The 20,788-nt window shown below is 60.1% G+C and carries 21 protein-coding genes; 3 read left to right on the top strand and 18 right to left on the bottom strand.

All coding sequences use genetic code 11. The features are described 5' to 3' along the window. Positions 1-5 precede the first annotated feature (5 nt). From I5961_RS05795 to I5961_RS05760, 8 genes are all read right to left on the bottom strand, one after another. Complete coding sequence (locus I5961_RS05795; protein WP_227234596.1) at positions 6-2,903, bottom strand: tail fiber protein; 2,898 nt, start codon at positions 2,901-2,903, stop codon at positions 6-8. Further along, positions 2,904-3,539 carry a phage tail protein I gene (locus tag I5961_RS05790; RefSeq protein ID WP_085697354.1) on the bottom strand — a complete coding sequence of 212 codons (636 nt, stop codon included), beginning with the start codon at positions 3,537-3,539 and terminating at the stop codon, positions 2,904-2,906. It lies immediately after the preceding gene. Then, positions 3,536-4,531 carry a baseplate J/gp47 family protein gene (locus tag I5961_RS05785; protein ID WP_227234594.1) on the bottom strand — a complete coding sequence of 332 codons (996 nt, stop codon included), beginning with the start codon at positions 4,529-4,531 and terminating at the stop codon, positions 3,536-3,538. Before I5961_RS05785 ends, I5961_RS05790 begins: the two co-directional genes overlap by 4 nt. Beyond that, positions 4,528-4,860, bottom strand: a complete 333-nt coding sequence (locus I5961_RS05780; protein ID WP_227234592.1) for a phage baseplate protein — start codon at positions 4,858-4,860, stop codon at positions 4,528-4,530. Before I5961_RS05780 ends, I5961_RS05785 begins: the two co-directional genes overlap by 4 nt. 14 nt (positions 4,861-4,874) lie before the next feature. After that, positions 4,875-5,483, bottom strand: coding sequence for a phage baseplate assembly protein V (locus tag I5961_RS05775; protein WP_085702599.1), 609 nt, complete (start codon positions 5,481-5,483; stop codon positions 4,875-4,877). A 3-nt stretch (positions 5,484-5,486) separates the two neighbouring features. Beyond that, entirely contained in the window at positions 5,487-6,008 is a 522-nt protein-coding gene (locus tag I5961_RS05770) for a hypothetical protein (protein ID WP_085697350.1), read from the bottom strand. Between the two features lie 72 nt (positions 6,009-6,080). After that, entirely contained in the window at positions 6,081-6,419 is a 339-nt protein-coding gene (locus I5961_RS05765; protein WP_085697349.1) for a phage holin family protein, read from the bottom strand. Positions 6,420-6,940: 521 nt separating this feature from the next. After that, the gene (locus I5961_RS05760; RefSeq protein ID WP_085702597.1) at positions 6,941-7,675 is read right to left on the bottom strand and encodes an XRE family transcriptional regulator; all 735 of its coding nucleotides are present in this window, start codon (positions 7,673-7,675) and stop codon (positions 6,941-6,943) included. A gap of 210 nt (positions 7,676-7,885) precedes the next feature. Between I5961_RS05760 and mutS the strand changes: the two genes are divergently transcribed. Then, positions 7,886-10,468 (top strand): DNA mismatch repair protein MutS, encoded by a 2,583-nt coding sequence (gene mutS / locus I5961_RS05755; protein ID WP_085697347.1) that lies wholly within the window; start codon positions 7,886-7,888, stop codon positions 10,466-10,468. A gap of 163 nt (positions 10,469-10,631) precedes the next feature. Beyond that, positions 10,632-10,955 carry a ferredoxin FdxA gene (gene fdxA / locus I5961_RS05750; RefSeq protein ID WP_007908827.1) on the top strand — a complete coding sequence of 108 codons (324 nt, stop codon included), beginning with the start codon at positions 10,632-10,634 and terminating at the stop codon, positions 10,953-10,955. Positions 10,956-11,441: 486 nt separating this feature from the next. Here the strand turns inward: fdxA and rpoS are convergent, their stop codons facing one another. The 8 genes from rpoS to I5961_RS05710 all read right to left on the bottom strand — a co-directional run bounded on the left by rpoS (position 11,442) and on the right by I5961_RS05710 (position 18,648). Next, the gene (gene rpoS, locus I5961_RS05745; RefSeq protein WP_007954831.1) at positions 11,442-12,449 is read right to left on the bottom strand and encodes an RNA polymerase sigma factor RpoS; all 1,008 of its coding nucleotides are present in this window, start codon (positions 12,447-12,449) and stop codon (positions 11,442-11,444) included. Between the two features lie 106 nt (positions 12,450-12,555). After that, on the bottom strand, positions 12,556-13,437 hold the full coding sequence (locus I5961_RS05740; protein ID WP_085702595.1) for a peptidoglycan DD-metalloendopeptidase family protein: 882 nt from the start codon (positions 13,435-13,437) through the stop codon (positions 12,556-12,558). 211 nt (positions 13,438-13,648) lie between these two features. Then, the gene (locus tag I5961_RS05735; protein WP_170844894.1) at positions 13,649-14,284 is read right to left on the bottom strand and encodes a protein-L-isoaspartate(D-aspartate) O-methyltransferase; all 636 of its coding nucleotides are present in this window, start codon (positions 14,282-14,284) and stop codon (positions 13,649-13,651) included. 41 nt (positions 14,285-14,325) lie between these two features. Further along, positions 14,326-15,075, bottom strand: a complete 750-nt coding sequence (surE, locus tag I5961_RS05730) for a 5'/3'-nucleotidase SurE (RefSeq protein ID WP_085702594.1) — start codon at positions 15,073-15,075, stop codon at positions 14,326-14,328. Next, the gene (gene truD / locus I5961_RS05725; RefSeq protein WP_011332702.1) at positions 15,063-16,121 is read right to left on the bottom strand and encodes a tRNA pseudouridine(13) synthase TruD; all 1,059 of its coding nucleotides are present in this window, start codon (positions 16,119-16,121) and stop codon (positions 15,063-15,065) included. Before truD ends, surE begins: the two co-directional genes overlap by 13 nt. Next, entirely contained in the window at positions 16,118-16,591 is a 474-nt protein-coding gene (ispF, locus tag I5961_RS05720; RefSeq protein ID WP_007954821.1) for a 2-C-methyl-D-erythritol 2,4-cyclodiphosphate synthase, read from the bottom strand. Before ispF ends, truD begins: the two co-directional genes overlap by 4 nt. Before the next feature lie 43 nt (positions 16,592-16,634). Continuing rightward, positions 16,635-17,480 carry an S-formylglutathione hydrolase gene (gene fghA, locus I5961_RS05715; RefSeq protein ID WP_085697344.1) on the bottom strand — a complete coding sequence of 282 codons (846 nt, stop codon included), beginning with the start codon at positions 17,478-17,480 and terminating at the stop codon, positions 16,635-16,637. A 55-nt stretch (positions 17,481-17,535) separates the two neighbouring features. Next, the gene (locus I5961_RS05710; RefSeq protein ID WP_085697343.1) at positions 17,536-18,648 is read right to left on the bottom strand and encodes an S-(hydroxymethyl)glutathione dehydrogenase/class III alcohol dehydrogenase; all 1,113 of its coding nucleotides are present in this window, start codon (positions 18,646-18,648) and stop codon (positions 17,536-17,538) included. A 115-nt stretch (positions 18,649-18,763) separates the two neighbouring features. Between I5961_RS05710 and I5961_RS05705 the strand changes: the two genes are divergently transcribed. Continuing rightward, positions 18,764-19,660, top strand: a complete 897-nt coding sequence (locus I5961_RS05705) for a LysR substrate-binding domain-containing protein (protein WP_007954817.1) — start codon at positions 18,764-18,766, stop codon at positions 19,658-19,660. On the opposite strand, the gene ispD is transcribed toward I5961_RS05705, so the two are convergent. Both ispD and ftsB read right to left on the bottom strand, forming a co-directional pair. Continuing rightward, complete coding sequence (gene ispD, locus I5961_RS05700; protein ID WP_227234591.1) at positions 19,657-20,364, bottom strand: 2-C-methyl-D-erythritol 4-phosphate cytidylyltransferase; 708 nt, start codon at positions 20,362-20,364, stop codon at positions 19,657-19,659. The two genes, I5961_RS05705 and ispD, sit on opposite strands and share 4 nt — an antisense overlap. Then, entirely contained in the window at positions 20,361-20,639 is a 279-nt protein-coding gene (gene ftsB / locus I5961_RS05695) for a cell division protein FtsB (protein ID WP_085697341.1), read from the bottom strand. The genes ispD and ftsB overlap by 4 nt, the downstream gene beginning before the upstream one ends. Between the last annotated feature and the right edge of the window lie 149 nt (positions 20,640-20,788).

The following is a 20,788-nucleotide window of genomic DNA, read 5'->3' as shown; positions in this document are numbered from 1 at the left end:
TCTCCTTAACTGCCCACCGCGACCCAATGAAAGACCGTGACCCCGGGAAAGGTATGTTTTCCATAAAACGAAGTGAGATTTGACACACCGACATCCACATACCCGTTCACTGCCGACCCTGGTGTGTAGTTCAACGTCGCGTTCAGGCTGTACATGCCATTTGGAAAAGCAATCGGGAAGGCAGTGGCGATGTCCGTACCACCATTTCCGGAGACCCTGCCCCACTGAATGATCAGGCCCCCGAGCCAGGACGGGAAAATGATGTACCCGTTGATTTCCTTGAGAATCTGAAATCCCCAGCGGAGTTTTTTGGGTGTCACGATTGTGGTGTCGTCAGCCCCGGCATCGGTCAGCGCCTGAGTGGCGAGTTTGGCTGTGCCTTGTTTGATTTCGGTCGCTTGCTGGGCCAGAGGAGCTAGCGCTGCGACATCAATGCTTCCCTGATTGACCGGTGCGTTCCAGGCTTTGATGCACCACATGACGGCGAGGTTGCGAGGGCGAGTTTCACTTCCACCGGTATTCGTCGTAGACCAGTTTGGAGTGCCCGTTGCAGAAAGAATGATGCCCGTGGATCCGCCTGATGCTGCGATGGATGTCGGTGCAGAGAAACCGTGATTGTGAGATTTAAGCTCGTCAGCCTGAGAGCTACCAACCGTCCGACCGACGTCCACTCCGCGCCCATGATCCCAGCCACGCAGGAACTCGCCGCGAGACTCCGGCAACCGGAAGTTGCCCGCACCCTCATCGCCCTTGTTGAACTTTGTACCGAGATAAGCCGCCAGATCCGGATAGGTCGCAATGCTCTGCACACTTCCATCCAGTTCAAGATAACCGGCAGGAACGACACCCATTGGAAACGACAGGACAGCACCGACCGGTACGGAGGATTTGAGCTGTGCGACTTCATTGGCCAGTGCGGCGACGTCGATGCTTCCCTGATTGATCGGCGCGTTCCAGGCCTTGATGCACCACATGACGGCGAGGTTGCGTGGTCGCGCCTCGCTGCCTCCCGACGTGTTCATGTAGCTGGCGAAGTTGGAACTGCCTGTCTGCGTTCCATTGTCGGCAACGATACCCGCGGCGTTGGCGCCACCGGTATTGCCGAAAACGGGAATCCGGGTGTATGTGTGGGCGTGAGCCTTGTTGTCATCCGCCTGCCAGCTACCGAGCCCGCGACCTATATCGATCCCGCGACCATGATCCCAGCCACGCAGGAATTCTCCGCGAGACTCCGGCAAACGGAAGTTACCGGTGCCCTCATCACCCTTGTTGAATTTCGTACCAAGATACGTCGCCAGATCCGGATAAATCGCAGTGCTCTGCACACTGCCATCCAGCTCAAGAAAACCCGGAGGCACGATCCCCGTCGGGAACGCCATGACGGCGCCCACCGGAACGGCAGATCCAAGCCGGGAAACTTCCTTGACCAGTGCCGCTACATCAATGCTTCCCTGATTGACCGGAGCGTTCCAAGCTTTAATGCACCACATGACTGCGATGTTGCGTGGTCTCACAACACCGCCATCGACCAATACAGGCGAAGATACAGCACCTGCAGTGGTGTACGATCTGGCGACGCCGGGATAATCAGCGGGTATGAATACATCTGCCTGAGCTGCCGCCACCGTTGCCTGAACAACTTCGACCGTAAGGTTCGGATTCGGGTTGCTGTCAAAGGCTGTCACTGTCCCCATCTGAGATGACCCAATCGCCCGACCCGCATCCACCCCACGCCCATGATCCCAACCGCGCAAGAATTCCCCACGCGCCTCAGGCAACCGGAAATTCCCGACACCCTCATCCCCCTTGTTGAACTTGCCGCCCAGATAGGCGCTCAAGTCCGGGTAGGTCGCGCTGCTCTTGACGCTGTTGTCCAGCTCCAGAAAACCCGGTGGCGGCGTATCGACAGGGAAGGCAACAATCGAACCCACCGGCAGCGCTGAAGCCTTGGCAATCAGCGCCTCGACTTCAGCCTTGGTGTACGAATCCTTGATGCCAAAACCGGCCAGCGTGTCGGGGTTCGAGCCGGCCGTCGCGCGGCCATATTCGTCGACGCTCAGACTCTTGTAAGTCCCGGCAGCAATCCCGGTACGCCCCGCGAGCATCTTGAATGTCAGCGCAGTGGTGCCGAGGGTAATCGGCGCATTGGTGGTCAGGTGCCACAGCGAATCGCCGTTGAGCGTGCCCTCTTCCACCATCACCGTCAGGCCCGGCGTGACCTTGGCGCTGACGTTGGCATCATTCGCTCGAGTCCAGTCGCCGTTGGCGACGACCCACAGCCCGTTGTCCTTGGCCAGGGTCTGGTTCGGCAGCAACACGCGGTCGCCGGCGATCACCGCCACGCCGTCGATCTGCTGCGCACCGTTCAACACGACGTTGGCGGTGGCGGCGACGCGAACCGACTGTTTGCCGTCGAGTTTGCCGAGTTCTTCGGCGAGGTAGCTCATGACCCAGGCTCGAGTGGCCTTGACCACGGTGTCGTCAATCAGCAGCGTCACCAGCGAGGCATTGCTGGTCTCGAAAATCGAGCGGATGTAGAACTCTTTGCCCGAGCCCGACGTGGCCAGTACCGGTTTGAACGACTCCGGGTATTTGACGATGGCGTAGAGAATGCCGGTGTCGGTCCACAGACCGGCTTCACGCACGTACCAACCGCCGACGTCCGGCGGGATGGTGACTTCGGCGAGCAGCCAGCTCGGATTCTTCTCGTCCTGGAACAGCGCATTGAGCGGTCCGCGCCAGACTTCGCGTTTCAGCGCGGTAGCCGTCGCGGCCGGGTTGTAGACCGCGCCGCCGCCATCGCCGACGGATATCTGCGTCAGCTTGATCGGCAGGCCCGCAGCCTTGCACGCCGTTTCGTAGGCAATCCCTGCGTTGGTGAGCAGGGTGTAATAGTCAGCCATTCAGGCCCCCTGAGGATAAATAGTGGATGTTTCGACGGTGTACAGAGCGGCCGCCATGAAGGCCTCGCCGGATGTCTCGAGCCCTTCGAGGAACACCGGATAGACCGTGGTCAGTTCGCCGCAAAAGGTCGCGGCGCCGATGACGTGATTGCCGAAGGCGCTGAGGCCGACCGACACCGACAGCACGTCCCGCTCGCTCTTGGCATCAGCCAGGCGTCGGTCGAGACGGGCGTCGATTTCTTCGCTGTAGGGTTGTTCGCTGAAGGCCCGCACGGAAAAGCTGTAAGGCTCGCCGGGCGGGGTCTGTTCGTACCAGGCGCGAATCTCGGGCCTGAGCTGCAAACCCTTGGCGGCGTTTTCCAGCGCCTTGCGAGTGCCGGCCTGGCGCGCGGTGGGCCAGGCCAGTTCGACGGTCAGGCGCTTTTCCGCTTCAGGTGCGTCGGTGCTCCATTCGGCCACTCCACGATCTGCGGCGAGATACGGCAGAAACGCGACGGGCGTAGAGGCAGGATTCATCAGTTCGGGAAACGGCGGCGCGATGCGGTCCAGCAACGCGCCGAAGCCGATATCGAGGGCCCGTTCCAGCGCCGAGCTGTTGGCCGGCAGCAGAGTCGGACGCGGTGTCTGATCCGTCATAGCGTCTGCACCTCGACTTCGACTGCCGTGCAGTACGGCGCTTGAAACGCCGAGCACACAATGGGCGCCAGCGGTTCAAGGATCTGCAATTGCACGGCGCCGGCGCTGTGCAGCGTGTAGTCGATCCAGCTCGGATCGACCCGGCCTTCCAGGCGATGGCAGCTGTCGGCGTAGGCTTGCAGATGTTGCTCGGCGGCGACCTTGGTCAGGCCCGAATCCGGGCCGGAATTGATCTTTGCCACGACGCGGATTGTGTAGCGTTGAATCTCGGCACCTTTGACCGTGACCTTGTCGGTTTCCGGACAAACATCGGGCCGGGCAAAGTGTTGGCGTACACCTTCGAGCAACGTCGCGGATGGCGTACCGTCGCCTTCGCGGGCAAGCACGGTGACTTGCACTTCACCCGGCGCGGTACGACGGCCATTACCGTCCTTGACCTGCGCGGCGAGGCCATCCGGGTCGAAGGTGTAAGTGACGTTTACCACGCCCGCATCGGTGGATTCGACTTTCACCGCCGGCCGCTCGCCGAGGGTGAACACCTCGCGACGGTACTGCATCCGCGAGCCGGCGGCCGGAGCGTGGGGCGCCAGGTAATAGCGCAACCGGGCGTCATCGTCGCTCTCGTAAATCGCGGGCACCGGCGGGAATGCCGCCGGGTCGCCCGGATCGAGCAACTGGCGCTCCAGGCCCATGTCCGCGAGCCGTGCATCGAGGTTGCTGCCGGTGGCCCACCACGCCAGCATCTGCTTGATCCGGGCGTTGTATTTGCGTTCATGGGTTTGCAGGCGAACGCAGAAAGCTTCAAGCGCCAGGGTCAGCAGTTCGCTTTCGTTTTCCAGGCTGGTCTTGAGTTTTTCCGCGCTCTGCGGCGAGCGTGCGCCGACGTACTCGATGACGAAAGTCTTGAACTCGGCGAGCAGATCCTCGAAGGCATCGACCTTGATCAAGGAGGGTTCGGCCAACTGGTTCTGGCCGGGGATCAACATGCTCATGTCACGACCTCGAAAGTCTGTTGGCGGTTTTTCCAGGTGCCGGCAAACCGCAGCAACAGACCGGCGCCCTGTCGGGTGGCGACGATCACAGCGGGCTGGAAATCGCCGATGCCGTTTTGCGGGTTGTAGAACGCCTGGGCTGCGTGGCTCTGGGCGAGCAACAGGATGTCGTCGCCCAGGTTTTGCCCCAGCAACGTGGGGATCAACGAACCATAAAGGGGCCTTTTTTGCCGGGTGCCCAGCGGCGTGGTCAGGGCCCGGGTCCCGCGCTGCACGAATTGCAGCCAGTCGTCGACCGTGGCCCCGCTGTCTCTATCGATTCCGATCATGGGAAGCTCTTGATTCAGGGGCTGATGACGCGGCCCTGGTGATCCACCAACGGGCCGCTGAAGTGCACGCCCGAGGCGTCGATGGTCAGGCCGACCGCGCCCAGTTGCAGGGTGATCGCTTGCGGGGTCATCGCCAGCCGTGCCGGGCCGATGCTCAGTTCAAGCGATTCGCGAGAGCCGCTGAAGGCTGCCGGACCGTTTTGCCAGTGCAGGGTGTGCGTGGCGTCGTCGTAGCCGCTTTCGCTGCCGTCCTGATGAACACGACGCGTCAGCGTCGGTACGGTGGAGGCCGGTGGAAAACGGTCACTGTTCAGGCCGAACAACGCCACGCTCTGCGCACCGCTTTCGCCGCTGCCGTAGTTGAACAGCAGACACTGCTCACCCACCGTCGGGATCCGCGACTCGCTCTGCGCGCCGGCGCTGGGGTTGAAGAATTTGATGGCCGGGGTGAGCAGTCCACCGTGGCTGACCCGGCAGGTGTTGCTCGCGGCATCGACGTCCTGGCAGATGCCGATGCGGCAATAACTCTCGGCGCGCCGGTGCAGGTCGTCGATCTCGGCGTCCATTTCCGCCAGGCGCTCGATGATCGGGCCCAGTTGCATTCGCAGTAACGCGTCGAACATCGGTCATGCCTCCAGCGAGGTGTATTGGTCGGGGTCGTCGATGTCACTGACTTCCCAGGTGCGGGCGAATTTCGGCGTGCCGAGCGGGTCGTCGAGCAGGGTCGGGCCCAGGTAAAGGGTCTGATTGAACGACAGCGTCCAGGCTTTGTTTGGCTGGTCGGCGCGGATGAGCAATGACGGCATTCCATCGATGTTCATCGGCAGATCGCATTGATCGCCGGACAGGCCCCAGCGGTTGTCGGTGACCAGGTTCTTCAGGGTGGCAATGAGATCGCACGCGGCAAACGCTGTAGCGGAAACCGCCGGAATCACTTGCAGCGTCAACGTGAGCACATGAGCAATGCGCCCGTTGGCGGCGCGCTCTCCCGGTGCATTTCGCTCGATGTCGATCAGCACCCAGGCTTTGTCGCCGGGGGCCGTGAAGTCATCGTGATGACCGACCTGCACATTCAGATCGACGCTGTTACGCAAGGCTGTGGCGATTGCCGTGAACAGCTGCGAAGGCTGCTGGATCGGTGTGGGCATGCTTGACCTCCTTTTCTGATGTCCACGCGAAGTCCCGCCGCACAGCGTGCAGCGAGACAGGAAAGTGAGGGGTTATTGCGGATCGCGCGGGGGAACTTCGCAGACGCCGATGCGCTTGGCCGCCCAGCGTTCGTAAAGACCGATGGCCACGTCGGCGCCTGCCATGGCGGTCAGGCAACCGAACGCGCCAGCGGCCCAGATCGACAAGCCTGCGGCGTATAGCAGCATGATCGCCGACACGCCGCAGATCATGCAGGCGCCAGAGCGCAGGGCCAGCCGCCGCAGCAAAGGCCAGCCACGGGCGCCATCCTTGTCGGCGCGCCACATTTCGCCGGAAACCCCGCCGGCCACGGCAAGGAGGATGACCAGCCAGACAGGCATGTCCGCCAACGCTTGTTGCTCGTTTGTCATGTCACGCCTCCGTAGGTGATTGATTAGTCTTGTGTATTGAGTTCAAACGGTTTCTCTCGAGGCGGGCATTCCAAAAAGCCCGGCATTTCGCCGGGCTTTTCAGTAATGCACTCCTTTGCCTTCCTTCAATCCTGTGTACGTGAAGGAAGCTGACTTTTCGGCGCTACTGGCGCGGTACGAGTCCATTCAAATTGTTTTTCCGACCGCGGTCCCTGCCCGCCGGATAACTGCTTTTGGTGCTTTACGCTGCACACCCGGGTCAGTTGCCAACCCTCTGAACCGTTGAGGCCGGTTCATCGCTGCCTGTTCTTGTGGAACTAAAGAGCTGTTGTTGCCAGCCGCTTTGTCGAGCGGCTTAGTGGCAAGAATATGCATGGATGCATATACAGTCAATGCGTAAATGCATTTATTTATGCATGAAATTTGCGCAGATGCATGGAAGCCCCGCCGTTCAAGGGCTGGCCGGTTTTCCAGAGGCGAAAAAAAACCCGCCGAAGCGGGTTTTGTCTGAGAGGATTGGCTTAGCGGGCGTACATGCCCCACCAGAAGACGTGACCGAGGATGACGATCTGCTCTTCCTGCATGTCCTGGAAGCTGTAGTCCTCGTCCGGGTGTTCATCGCGATTGAAGCTGCGCAAGCGGATACCGGTAGGCAGGCGATAGAGCTGTTTCACCCGCAACTGACCGTTGTGGTTGATCGCATAAAGGTCGCCATCAATGATGTCGCCGATCCCGCACTTGCCGGCATTGACCCCGACCGTGGCACCGTCGCGCAGCACCGGCAACATGCTGTTGCCCCGAACCGTCACGCATTTGGCCTGATCGAACTGCACGCCGTTATGGCGCAGGCTGCGCTTGCCAAAGCGCAGACTGGAGCGTTCGCTCTCTTCGATGACGAATCTTCCTGATCCAGCAGCCAATTCAACCTCGCGAAGAAAGGGCACTGACACCTCGTCGTCATCGACGGGCGTGTCATCGTCCCACAGGCTTATGTCCTTGAGTTCGGAATGCAACTCGTCGCGTCCGGTGTTGGCAGCGGGCGCAACATCCGCGCGCCCGCGCAACTGATCGGTGCTCACGGAAAAGTACTCGGCAATCTTCGAGATATGTTTATCCGAAGGATCGACGATCTTCCCGCTGAGAATCCGCGAGAGCGTGGATTGAGGCACGCCGGTGCGACGGTGGAGCTCCGTGGGGGAGATCCCGTGCTGGTCGAGCAGTGCTCTTAAGACGGTAGATACGTTGCGTTTTTGCATAACGCGCATAGTGCTTGAAGTTTTTCGCGAAGACAAATGCTGATTTGCATAAATCGTGCATAGTCGACGTTTTTGCGCCAGTTAGGTGTCACCCGGCCGCGATGCCTGCGGACCACAGACCGCCCATGGTAACCTTGCGCCCATCGCGGAAAAGCCCGGCGACTGCCGCGCTTTTGCCCCACACCTTTGAACGAGTTACCTGACAATCCGATGAATAAAGCCGTCTCCGACCTGTCCTCCCACACTCCGATGATGCAGCAGTACTGGCGCCTGAAGAATCAGCACCCGGACCAGCTGATGTTCTACCGCATGGGCGACTTCTACGAGATCTTCTACGAAGACGCGAAGAAGGCGGCCAAGTTGCTGGACATCACCCTGACCGCGCGCGGGCAGTCGGCAGGTCAGGCGATTCCGATGTGCGGGATTCCGTATCACGCGGCGGAAGGCTACTTGGCGAAGCTGGTCAAGCTCGGCGAATCGGTGGTGATCTGCGAGCAGGTCGGCGACCCGGCCACCAGCAAAGGTCCGGTGGAGCGCCAAGTGGTGCGGATCATCACCCCGGGCACCGTCAGCGACGAGGCGTTGCTGGATGAGCGTCGCGACAACCTGATCGCGGCGGTGCTGGGCGACGAGCGTCTGTTCGGTCTGGCGGTGCTGGACATCACCAGCGGCAACTTCACCGTGCTTGAGATCAAGGGCTGGGAAAACCTGCTGGCGGAGCTTGAGCGGGTCAACCCGGTCGAGTTGCTGATCCCGGATGACTGGCCAAAGGATCTGCCGGCGGAAAAACGCCGTGGGGTACGTCGTCGCGCACCGTGGGATTTCGAGCGCGACTCGGCGCTGAAAAGTCTCTGTCAGCAATTCTCCACCCAGGATCTGAAAGGCTTTGGCTGCGAAACCCTGACCCTGGCGATCGGCGCCGCCGGTTGCCTGCTGGCATACGCCAAAGAAACCCAGCGCACCGCCCTGCCCCACCTGCGCAGCCTGCGCCATGAACGGCTGGACGACACCGTGGTGCTGGACGGCGCCAGCCGCCGTAACCTTGAACTTGATACCAACCTGGCCGGTGGCCGCGACAACACCCTGCAATCGGTGGTCGACCGTTGCCAGACCGCCATGGGCAGCCGCTTGCTGACCCGTTGGCTCAATCGTCCGCTGCGCGACCTGACCGTGCTGCTGGCTCGCCAGACCTCGATCACTTGCCTGCTCGACCGCTATCGCTTTGAAAACCTGCAACCGCAGCTCAAGGAAATCGGCGACATCGAGCGGATCCTGGCGCGGATCGGCTTGCGCAATGCCCGCCCTCGCGATCTTGCCCGCCTGCGTGATGCACTCGGTGCGCTGCCTGAACTGCAAGCGGCGATGACCGATCTGGAAGCACCGCACCTGCAACGTCTGGCGTCCACCACCAGCACCTACCCGGAACTGGCGGCGCTGCTGGAAAAAGCCATCATCGACAATCCGCCGGCGGTCATCCGTGACGGCGGCGTGCTGAAGACCGGTTACGACAGCGAGCTCGACGAGCTGCAATCGCTGAGTGAGAACGCCGGCCAGTTCCTGATCGATCTGGAAGCCCGGGAAAAGGCGCGCACTGGCCTCGCCAACCTGAAAGTCGGCTACAACCGCATCCACGGTTACTTCATCGAACTGCCGAGCAAGCAGGCTGAATCGGCGCCGGCAGACTACATCCGCCGTCAGACCCTTAAAGGTGCCGAGCGCTTCATCACACCAGAACTGAAAGAGTTCGAAGACAAGGCGCTGTCGGCCAAGAGCCGCGCTCTGGCTCGCGAGAAGATGCTCTACGAGGCGTTGCTGGAAGATCTGATCAGCCAATTGCCGCCGCTGCAGGACACCGCTGGCGCGCTGGCCGAACTGGACGTACTGAGCAACCTCGCCGAGCGTGCGCTGAATCTCGACCTGAATTGCCCGACCTTCGTCAGCGAACCGTGCATGCGCATTTCCCAGGGTCGTCACCCGGTGGTCGAGCAAGTGCTGACCACGCCGTTCGTGGCCAACGACCTTAGCCTCGATGACAACACTCGCATGCTGGTGATCACCGGCCCGAACATGGGCGGTAAATCCACTTATATGCGCCAGACTGCACTGATCGTGCTGCTGGCACACATCGGCAGCTTCGTGCCGGCCGCCAGCTGCGAACTGTCGCTGGTGGACCGGATCTTCACCCGGATCGGTTCCAGCGATGACCTCGCCGGTGGTCGCTCGACCTTCATGGTGGAAATGAGCGAAACCGCGAACATCCTGCACAACGCCACCGAGCGCAGCCTGGTGCTGATGGACGAAGTCGGTCGCGGCACCAGCACTTTCGACGGTTTGTCGCTGGCATGGGCGGCGGCTGAGCGACTGGCTCAGCTGCGTGCCTATACTCTGTTTGCGACGCACTATTTCGAACTGACCGTGTTACCGGAGGCCGAACCGTTGGTGGCCAACGTGCACCTCAATGCGACCGAGCACAACGAACGCATCGTGTTCCTGCACCATGTGTTGCCAGGCCCAGCCAGCCAAAGCTACGGTTTGGCTGTGGCGCAACTGGCCGGTGTACCGAGCGAAGTCATCTTGCGTGCTCGCGAGCATCTGAGCCGCCTGGAAGACACCGCACTGCCCCATGAAGCGCCGAAGCCGGCAGCCAAGGGCAAACCGGCGACGCCGCAGCAGAGCGATATGTTTGCCAGCCTTCCGCATCCGGTGCTGGATGAATTGGCCAAACTGGATCTGGATGACGTCACGCCGCGTCGTGCACTCGAAATGCTCTATGCACTAAAGAACCGGATATAAGCACCGACGAACCGGATATAACGCAAACGGCTTCAAGCTGTTAGAATCTCGCGCGGTTCGGGATGCTGCTGGCTAATAGCCTGGCTGGCAGACATCGCTCCCGAACCTGGCGACCCCAACCGTGAAGGGGCAACGCTGCCGCCGCCTGAGGAGAAAATTAGAAATGACCTTCGTCGTCACCGACAACTGCATCAAGTGCAAGTACACCGACTGCGTAGAAGTCTGTCCGGTGGACTGCTTCTACGAAGGCCCGAACTTCCTGGTCATTCACCCGGACGAGTGCATCGACTGCGCCCTGTGCGAACCGGAATGCCCGGCCGTGGCCATTTTCTCCGAGGACGAAGTTCCGGAAGAAATGCAGGAATTCATTCAGCTGAACGTAGAGCTGGCCGAGATCTGGCCGAACATTACCGAGAAAAAAGAATCGCTGCCGGATGCCGAAGAGTGGGATGGCGTCAAAGGCAAGATCAAAGACCTCGAACGCTGATCTGTTCCGCGTTTTGAAGAGAAGGCCCCTCGCGGGCCTTTTTGCTTTTTCGGATTTGGCTTTTTTCAGGCAAAAAAGGGGCGGTTTGACCCGCCCACATTTTTTCCCTATTCCCTGTGTTCCTTTTCATCGTCCTGATGAATCGCGTCCTGCGATGTCCATTCCCTCTTCCTTGAAGGGCGTGTCTATCCGTCGACACAACCCAGATACTAGAGATTTCCCCGATGGGCACAACTGGCCGCCAGCGTACTAATCCTTGGTCACAAGCCTTTAACATTGAAAAATAACCATATAAATCAATAGATTATGAATATAAAACGAGCGCAATAGCCTTCAGCGGCAGGGTAAAAATAACGAACACTTACGATACAGTCAGCAAAGGCTTACAAAGTAAACCTACAAGGCGGGAAAACCTCCCGCTTCCAGAGCGCAAATAAAAAGCCCCGAACCAGTCGGGGCTTTTTGCATAGCGGTCACGCGGGCGGCTTATTGGAACAGCGACTCGCTCGACAGGCCGTTTTTCTCGAGAATTTCCCGAAGGCGTTTGAGGCCTTCCACCTGGATCTGTCTCACCCGTTCCCGGGTCAGGCCGATCTCCAGGCCTACATCTTCCAGCGTGCTGCTCTCGTGGCCGCGCAAGCCGAAGCGGCGCACGACCACCTCGCGTTGCTTGTCGGTCAGTTCCGAGAGCCATTGATCAATGCTCTGCGACAGGTCGTCATCCTGCAGCAGTTCACATGGATCGGTCGGACGATCATCCGTCAGGGTGTCCAGCAGGGTTTTATCCGAATCCGGACCCAGCGAGACATCGACCGAAGAAACCCGCTCGTTCAGGCCCAGCATGCGCTTGACCTCGCCCACCGGTTTTTCCAGCAGGTTGGCGATTTCTTCGGGTGAGGGTTCGTGGTCGAGCTTTTGCGTCAGCTCCCGTGCGGCCCGCAGGTACACGTTGAGCTCCTTGACCACATGGATCGGCAACCGGATGGTCCGGGTCTGATTCATGATCGCGCGTTCGATGGTCTGACGGATCCACCAGGTCGCGTAGGTCGAGAAGCGGAAGCCGCGCTCGGGATCGAACTTTTCCACCGCGCGGATCAGTCCGAGGTTGCCCTCTTCGATGAGATCCAGCAGCGACAGCCCCCGATTGACGTAACGCCGGGCGATTTTGACCACCAGCCGCAGGTTACTTTCAATCATGCGCTTGCGCCCGGCAGGGTCGCCACTTTGCGACAAGCGCGCAAAATGAACTTCTTCTTCCGGGGAGAGCAGTGGGGAAAAGCCGATTTCGTTGAGGTACAGCTGCGTGGCATCGAGTGCCCGAGTGTAATCGATGTACTTGTGTTGTTTAAGTGAAGCGGAGTGTTTGGATTTGGCACGAACGGAAGGTGGAGCAGCCCCTTCATCATTCGACATCGAATCCGAATCGATGCCGGTCTCCATCAGGAGAACCTCATCGTCGATGTCAAACTCCGGCACTTCTTTACTGAGAGCCATTGTTATAGTCCTTTGGTGAGTTCGACCCCAAGCTCAAGCGGCGCCTTTATCCTTGGCAACGCTGGAGCCTGTCCCCTCTACGTGAAGAAACAGGCTGGTCTGCAAATCAACGTCTTGGCAGGAACTGCAGCGGGTCTACAGGTTTACCTTGTCGGCGAATCTCAAAATGCAGTTTCACCCGGTCTGTACCCGTTGACCCCATTTCGGCAATTGTCTGTCCGACCTTGACCTGCTGCCCCTCCCGTACCAACAGCCGACGGTTGTGTCCGTAAGCACTGACGTAGGTTTCGCTGTGTTTGATGATGACTAATTCGCCGTAGCCCCTTAAGCCACTCCCGGCGTAAACCACCGTCCCATCAGACGCAGCTAAAACAGGCTGTCCCAAATCTCCGGCGATATCAATTCCTTTATTCAAACTACCGTTTGAAGAGAATTTACCAATCAGAATGCCATTAGATGGCCATCCCCAGCCGGTCGGGGCCGGGCCCGGTGGAGGCAGTGGAGCGGGCGCGGGCTTGCTGGCGACGGACGGTACAACCGCCGTGGAAGCGGCCCCGGAACCCGTGGTTGTGGTGGTCGTCGTGCCATTTGCCTGACGCCGGATAACCGTGGTTTTGCTGGACGAAGACGCTGAAGAACCGGAGTTGCTGACGACCGCCGTCGGCGTTGAACCGGTGCGACCGTCGAAGCGAATCGTCTGACCCGGATGTATCGTGTATGGCGTAGGAATATTGTTCCGGGCGGCGAGGGCTTTGTAGTCCCAGCCGTAGCGAAAAGCGATGGAAAACAACGTATCGCCCGGACGGACTACATACTGCCCGGTCGTTACGACCGGACGTTGGGCCACCGAATTGTTGCGATCGACGACCCGGACGTTGTTCGATTTTGTGCTGGAGCAACCGACCAGCAAGGTGCTCAAGACAAGGCCAGTCACCAGGCGCTGAAAGCTCGTGTTACCCATACGCTGCGCAATGACTGTGAGACTCACCCGCCGCTCCCTTTGTGGTGGCTGAAAAATGTGGAGTGCCGATTCCGGCATGAAACTTCGCAAGTATAACGGGCGCAACCGGCTTTACCTTTATAGAAGCGCTATCGCACGGCGCACACGTTTGCCTGTAGACGATCCATCCTGTTTAAACATTCACTGCCGCTGTAAGACAGGCACGTTCGACAGGAATTCAGCATCCTGAAACAAATGCTCAGGCCAGCGGACCGTTGAGCAATGGCACGAAACGTACCGCCCCCAAAACGTGCCGGGAGAAGCCGTTTTCTTCGCGCACGATCAGCATCAATTGCTGCACTTCACCCGAGCCGACCGGGATTACCATCCGCCCGCCCGGTGCCAGTTGATCCAGCAAAGCCTGAGGCACATCGGTCGCCACCGCAGTGACAATGATGCCGTTGTACGGCGCCAGCGCCGGCCAGCCTTCCCAGCCATCGCCCCAACGAAACACTACGTTGCGCAGGTTGAGCTCGACCAGGCGTTCCTTGGCCCGATCCTGCAGCACCTTGATGCGCTCCACCGAGAACACCCGCTCGACCAGTTGCGACAGCACCGCCGTCTGATAACCGGAACCGGTGCCGATCTCCAGTACCTTATCCAGCGGCCCGGCCTCCAGCAGCAGTTCGCTCATGCGCGCCACCATATAAGGCTGGGAAATGGTCTGGTTGTTGCCGATCGGCAGTGCGGTGTCCTCATAGGCACGGTGCGCCAGCGCTTCATCGACAAACAGGTGTCGCGGGGTCCGACGGATCACTTCCAGCACGCTGGCGTTGGAAACACCCTCTTCGTAAAGACGCTGGATCAGGCGCTCTCGGGTTCGCTGGGACGTCATCCCGATGCCGCTGCGCAGCCTGTCGTCTTGTTCACGAGCCATTAATTGAGCCCCTCCAGCCAGCCGTCGAGACTTCTGAAGGCATCATTGAAGGTGCGATCGAGCTGCAACGGAGTGATGGATACGTAACCCTGCATCACCGCATGGAAATCGGTACCCGGGCCGCCGTCTTCCGCGTCACCTGCCGCCGCAATCCAATAACCGGCCTTGCCGCGCGGGTCCACGACTTTCATCGGTGCCGCCGCACGGGCGCGATGGCCGAGACGGGTCAGTTGAATGCCGCGAATGCGATCGATCGGCAGATTAGGAATGTTCACGTTCAACACTGTGCGCGGTGGCAGATCGAGCACGGCGTGGGCTTCGACCAGTTTGCGCGCAAAGTAGGCCGCCGTAGGCAGGTTGTCGACCAGCCGCGAAACCAGCGAGAAGGCAAACGACGGGCGCTCGAGAAAGCGGCCCTCGAGGGCGGCTGCCACCGTTCCGGAATACAGCACGTCATCACCCAGGTTGGCGCCGAGGTTGATGCCCGAAACCACCATGTCCGGCACGCGTTCCAGCAAACCGTTGAGCCCCAGGTGGACGCAGTCGGTCGGCGTGCCATTGAGGCTGATAAAACCGTTGTCCAGGTATTGCGGGTGCAACGGACGGTCGAGTGTCAGCGAACTGCTGGCACCGCTCTTGTCCTGTTCCGGGGCGATAGCCACGCACTCGGTGTAATCCGCCAGCGCAGCATAAAGCGCGGCAAGACCGGGCGCAGTCACCCCATCATCGTTAGAAATCAGAATACGCATGGGCTGTCCGTCTGCCCCACCGGCACCAGATCAACGAGTTCGCGCACCAATACGGTGGCGAAGCATCCGGCCGGGAGGACGAATTCCAGTTGCAGAATGTCAGGCTCGGGATAATGCCACGTCAACCCGCCAATGGGCAGCCGCAGGATGCGACGTTCGTGGCTCATACCGGCATTAATCAACCAATCACGCAGATCCGCCTCGCGTGCGGCAATCCCCTGCTCCAGATCATGGACAACCCCGGCCGCCGGCGAGTCACCTTCGCCCCACTGCGGGCCGGTCGGGTGCAGGTCGAGAATCGCCAGACGCGGGTCACTGCACTCGGCTTCACCTGCCGGAAAAAAGCTGCGGCTGTCGGTGAACGCCAGCAGATCGCCGACCTGGGCACGTTGCCAGGTGCCATCGGCCACCCGCGCCGCGAGTACCTGATTGAACAGAAAACTGCGCGCGGTCGACAGCAGGCGCGAACGCACGTTGCGCTGCTCCGGCAGTGCCTTGCGCGCCGCCCACGAACGGGCATCGACGACGTTGCCGCCATCATGACCGAAACGCTGAGCGCCGAAGTAGTTCGGGATACCTTGTTTGGCGATCAGTTGCAGACGCTCGTCGATGGCGGCTTTGTCGCCATTGAACTGGGTCAGGCGCAAGGTGAAACCGTTGGCCGAATGCGCACCGCGTTGCAGCTTGCGCTTGTGTCGAGTGGTCTTGAGGATTTTCAGCGTATCGTTTTCCGCCGCCGACAGATCCGGATCAGCCTTGCCCGGCAGTTGCACGCTGAACCACTGGCGGGTCAGCGCCTGACGATCCTTCAGGCCGGCATAGCTGACCGTGCGCAATGGCACGCCGGCAGCCTTGGCGATGCGTCGTGCCGCTTCTTCGGTGTTCAGACCGCGCTTTTCCACCCAGATCCACAGGTGCTCACCATCACCGCTGAAGGGAATGTCGAGCACTTCATCGACCTGGAAATCTTCGGCGATGGCTTTCAGTACCGCGGTGCCAAGGGCGTCACCATAGGCCCGCGGGCCGAGCAGTTGCAGTTCGTTCATGCGCGCAACAACAAGGCAACGGAATGCACGGCAATGCCTTCTTCGCGACCGACGAAGCCGAGCTTCTCGGTGGTGGTGGCTTTCACGTTCACTTGATCCAGTTCTACTTGCAGATCCGCGGCAATCAGCGCGCGCATCGATTCGATATGGGGGGCCATTTTGGGGGCCTGAGCAACGATGGTGTTGTCGACGTTGCCGACCTTCCAGCCTTTGGCGTGGATCAGGCTGACCACATGCCGCAGCAGCACACGACTGTCGGCGCCCTTGAATTGCGGGTCGGTGTCCGGGAAATGCTTGCCGATATCACCCAGCGCAGCCGCGCCGAGCAAGGCGTCGCTCAAGGCGTGCAGCAGGACGTCACCGTCGGAGTGAGCGAGCAGCCCGAAGCCGTGTGCGATTCGCACGCCGCCCAGAGTAATGAAATCGCCTTCAGCGAAACGGTGCACATCATAGCCGTGGCCAATACGCATAAAAAAACGCCCCGAATTTTGTCAGGGCGTGATTCTACCTGCATTAACCCTTCAGAGCGCGCGCGTGATGCTGCAAGTGGTCGTCAATGAAGCTCGCAATGAAGAAATAGCTGTGGTCGTAGCCCGGTTGCAGGCGCAACGTCAGCGGATGACCCGCTTGCTTTGCCGCTTGTTGCAGGGCTTCGGGTTTGAGCTGGGTGGCGAGGAAGTCGTCGCGGTCACCCTGATCAACCAGCAAAGGCAGTTTCTCGTCCGCGTCGGCGATCAGTGCACAGGCATCCCATTCGCGCCATTTCGAACGGTCTTCGCCCAGATAGCGGCTGAACGCTTTCTGACCCCACGGGCAATCCATCGGATTGTTGATCGGCGAAAACGCTGACACCGACTGGTAACGTCCCGGATTGCGCAACGCACAGACCAGCGCACCGTGACCGCCCATGGAGTGGCCGCTGATGCTGCGCTTGTCCGAGGCCGGGAAATGCGCTTCAACCAGTGAAGGCAATTCCTGCACGACATAGTCATGCATCCGATAGTGACGCGACCATGGTTCCTGCGTGGCATTCAGATAGAACCCGGCACCGAGACCGAAATCCCAGGCCCCGTCGGGATCACCCGGTACATCCGGGCCACGCGGGCTGGTGTCCGGCGCCACGATGATCAGGCCGAGTTCGGCCGCCATGCGCATCGCGCCGGCTTTCTGCATGAAGTTCTCGTCCGTGCAGGTCAGGCCCGACAGCCAGTACAGCACCGGCAACTTGCCGCCCTGCTCTGCCTGCGGCGGCAGGTACACGGCGAACACCATGTCGCAGCCCAGCACTTCGGAGCGATGCCGATAGCGTTTGTGCCAGCCGCCGAAACTTTTCTGACAGGAGATGTTTTCCAGACTCATGTAAGACTCCTACGCAACCACGGCTGCACACTGGCAACCGTGGCATCGCGATTGATCAGAAATGAATGACGGTACGGATGCTCTTGCCTTCGTGCATCAGGTCGAAGGCCTTGTTGATGTCTTCCAGGCCCATGGTGTGGGTGATGAAGGTGTCCAGCGGGATTTCGCCGCTCTGTGCCATGTCGACATAGCTTGGCAATTCGGTACGGCCACGCACGCCGCCGAACGCCGAACCGCGCCAGACGCGACCGGTCACCAACTGGAATGGACGGGTGGCGATTTCCTGGCCAGCACCGGCCACGCCGATGATCACCGACTCGCCCCAGCCTTTATGGCAGCACTCGAGGGCTGCGCGCATCAGTTGCACGTTGCCGATGCATTCGAAGGAGAAGTCGACGCCGCCATCGGTCATGTCGACGATCACTTCCTGGATCGGACGATCGAAGTCTTTCGGGTTCACGCAGTCGGTGGCACCCAGTTGCTTGGCGATTTCGAACTTGGCCGGGTTGATGTCGATGGCGATGATGCGTGAAGCCTTGGCCTTCACTGCACCAATCACCGCCGACAGACCGATACCGCCGAGACCGAAGATGGCCACGGTGTCGCCCGGTTTGACCTTGGCGGTGTTGATCACCGCACCGATCCCGGTGGTCACGCCGCAACCGAGCAGGCAGACCTTTTCCAGCGGCGCATCCTTGGAGATCTTGGCCACGGAGATTTCCGGCAGCACGGTGTACTCGGAGAACGTCGAGGTACCCATGTAGTGGAAAATCGTTTGGCCCTTGTAGGAGAAGCGCGAAGTGCCGTCCGGCATCAGGCCCTTGCCCTGGGTGGTGCGAATGGCCTGACACAGGTTGGTCTTGCCCGACTTGCAGAACTTGCACTGACCGCATTCCGGGGTGTACAGCGGAATGACGTGGTCGCCGACGGCCACGGAAGTCACGCCTTCGCCGATCGCTTCAACGATGGCGCCACCCTCGTGGCCGAGAATCGACGGAAAGATACCTTCCGGGTCAGCGCCGGACAGGGTGTAAGCGTCAGTGTGGCAAACCCCGGAAGCCACCACGCGCAGCAACACTTCACCGGCCTTGGGCATGGCGACATCGACTTCTACGATTTCCAGCGGCTTCTTGGCCTCGAAGGCAACGGCGGCGCGCGACTTGATCATGCTGACTCTCCAGTGAATCCATTGAATAAAAACCAGACAAGGAGTGTAGTCCAGCGCCGCTTGATGAATAATCCGGGCAAGAGCAAAACATTATTGCCATACAGGGATAATCCCGATGTCTGAAAACCGCTGGGAAGGCATCGACGAGTTCGTCGCCGTTGCCGAATGCAGCCAGTTCACCGCGGCTGCCGAGCGCCTGGGCGTTTCTTCCTCGCACATCAGTCGACAAATCGTACGACTGGAAGAGCGTTTGCAGACGCGACTGCTGTACCGCAGCACCCGGCGCGTCACACTGACCGAAGCCGGCCAGACCTTCCTGCAACATTGTCAACGCCTGCAGGACGGTCGCGAAGAAGCGTTGCGCGCAGTCGGCGACCTGACCAGCGAACCCAAAGGCATGCTGCGTATGACCTGCGCCGTGGCGTATGGCGAACGCTTCATCGTGCCATTGGTGACGCGCTTCATGGGTCACTACCCGCAACTGCGCATCGACATCGAACTGACCAACCGTCAACTCGATCTGGTGCACGAAGGCCTGGACCTGGCGATACGTCTGGGGCGTCTTCAGGATTCCCGGCTGGTGGCGACCCGACTGGCACCGCGGCGCATGTATTTGTGTGCGTCGCCTTCCTACCTGGAACGGTACGGGCGCCCACACAGTTTGTCGGAGTTGGGGCGACACAATTGCCTGATCGGCAGCTCGGACATCTGGCAGCTTGAACAAAACGGGAGGGAATTTTCCCAACGGGTGCAGGGAAACTGGCGCTGCAACAGTGGGCAAGCAGTGCTGGATGCAGCCTTACAAGGCGTCGGATTGTGTCAGCTGCCGGACTATTACGTGCTGGAACATCTGCACAGCGGTGCGTTGATTTCTTTGTTGGAGGCGCATCAACCGCCGAATACGGCAGTGTGGGCGTTGTATCCACAGCAGCGGCACTTGTCGCCCAAGGTGCGCAAGCTGGTGGATTTTCTCAAGGAAGGTTTGGCCGAACGGCCGGAGTACCGGATTTAACGACGATTGGCCCAGCGCTGGCGCAACCATTCGAGATCTTCGGGGCGGGTGACTTTCAGATTATCCGCGCGGCCTTCGATCAGGCGCGGCGCCAACCCGGCCCACTCCATCGCCGAAGCTTCATCGGTGATGACTGCATCCGCCACCAGACTGTCAGCCAAAGCCCGGTGTAAGGCACCGAGTCGGAACATCTGCGGCGTATAGGCTTGCCAGATCACGCTGCGATCCACGGTTTCCAACACTCGACCGTGTTTGTCGACCCGTTTCAGGGTGTCCTTCGCCGGCACGGCCAGCAAGCCGCCGACCGGATCGTTTGCCAGTTCAGCGAGCAGTTTGTCGAGATCGTCACGGCTCAGATTGGGCCGTGCCGCATCGTGCACCAGCACCCAATCCTCATCGTCGGCACCTTGGGCATGCAGATGAAGCAAAGCATTGAGTACCGAGCCGGAACGTTCGGCTCCACCGTCGACCCGCTGAATTCGCGGATCGCTGACGCTGGCCAGGTTCGGCCAGTAAGGGTCATCGACGGCAAGACTGACCACCAGCCCCTTGAGGCTCGGGTGATCGAGGAAACAGCCGAGGCTGTGTTCGAGAATTGTGCGCCCGCCCAGTTGCAGATATTGCTTGGGACGGTCCGCGGCCATACGGGCACCGATGCCCGCGGCAGGAATCACGGCCCAGAAGGCCGGCAGGGAATCGATCATTGGGCCAACTGGTAAAGGGTTTCGCCGTCCTTGACCATGCCCAGTTCGTGACGAGCCCGCTCTTCAACGGTCTCCATGCCTTTCTTCAACTCGCTGACTTCAGCGTCCATCACCCGGTTGCGCTCCAGCAAGGCTTCGTTCTCGGCGTGCTGTTCAGCAATCTGCTGATTCAGTTCGGCGACTTGCGCCAGACTGCCATTGCCCACCCACAGGCGGTACTGCAGACCGGCCAGCAGCAAGAGCAAGACGAGAAACAACCAGTAAGGACTGCGCATCGAATATCAGGTATCCAGTGAAAAAAGACAGCCACGCCAAAACTTTGAAGCATCTGATAGCACGAAGCCTGGAATATCCAGGCTTGTGCATATAAGGCATCAGATTAGTGGCAAATCCATCGCTGTCACGACTTTTCCGACACAATCCG

The sequence above is a fragment of the Pseudomonas sp. IAC-BECa141 genome, from assembly GCF_020544405.1.
Lineage (GTDB): Bacteria > Pseudomonadota > Gammaproteobacteria > Pseudomonadales > Pseudomonadaceae > Aquipseudomonas.
The sequence above is the reverse complement of the archived record's forward strand: the minus strand, read 5'-3'. Positions and strand labels throughout refer to the sequence as shown.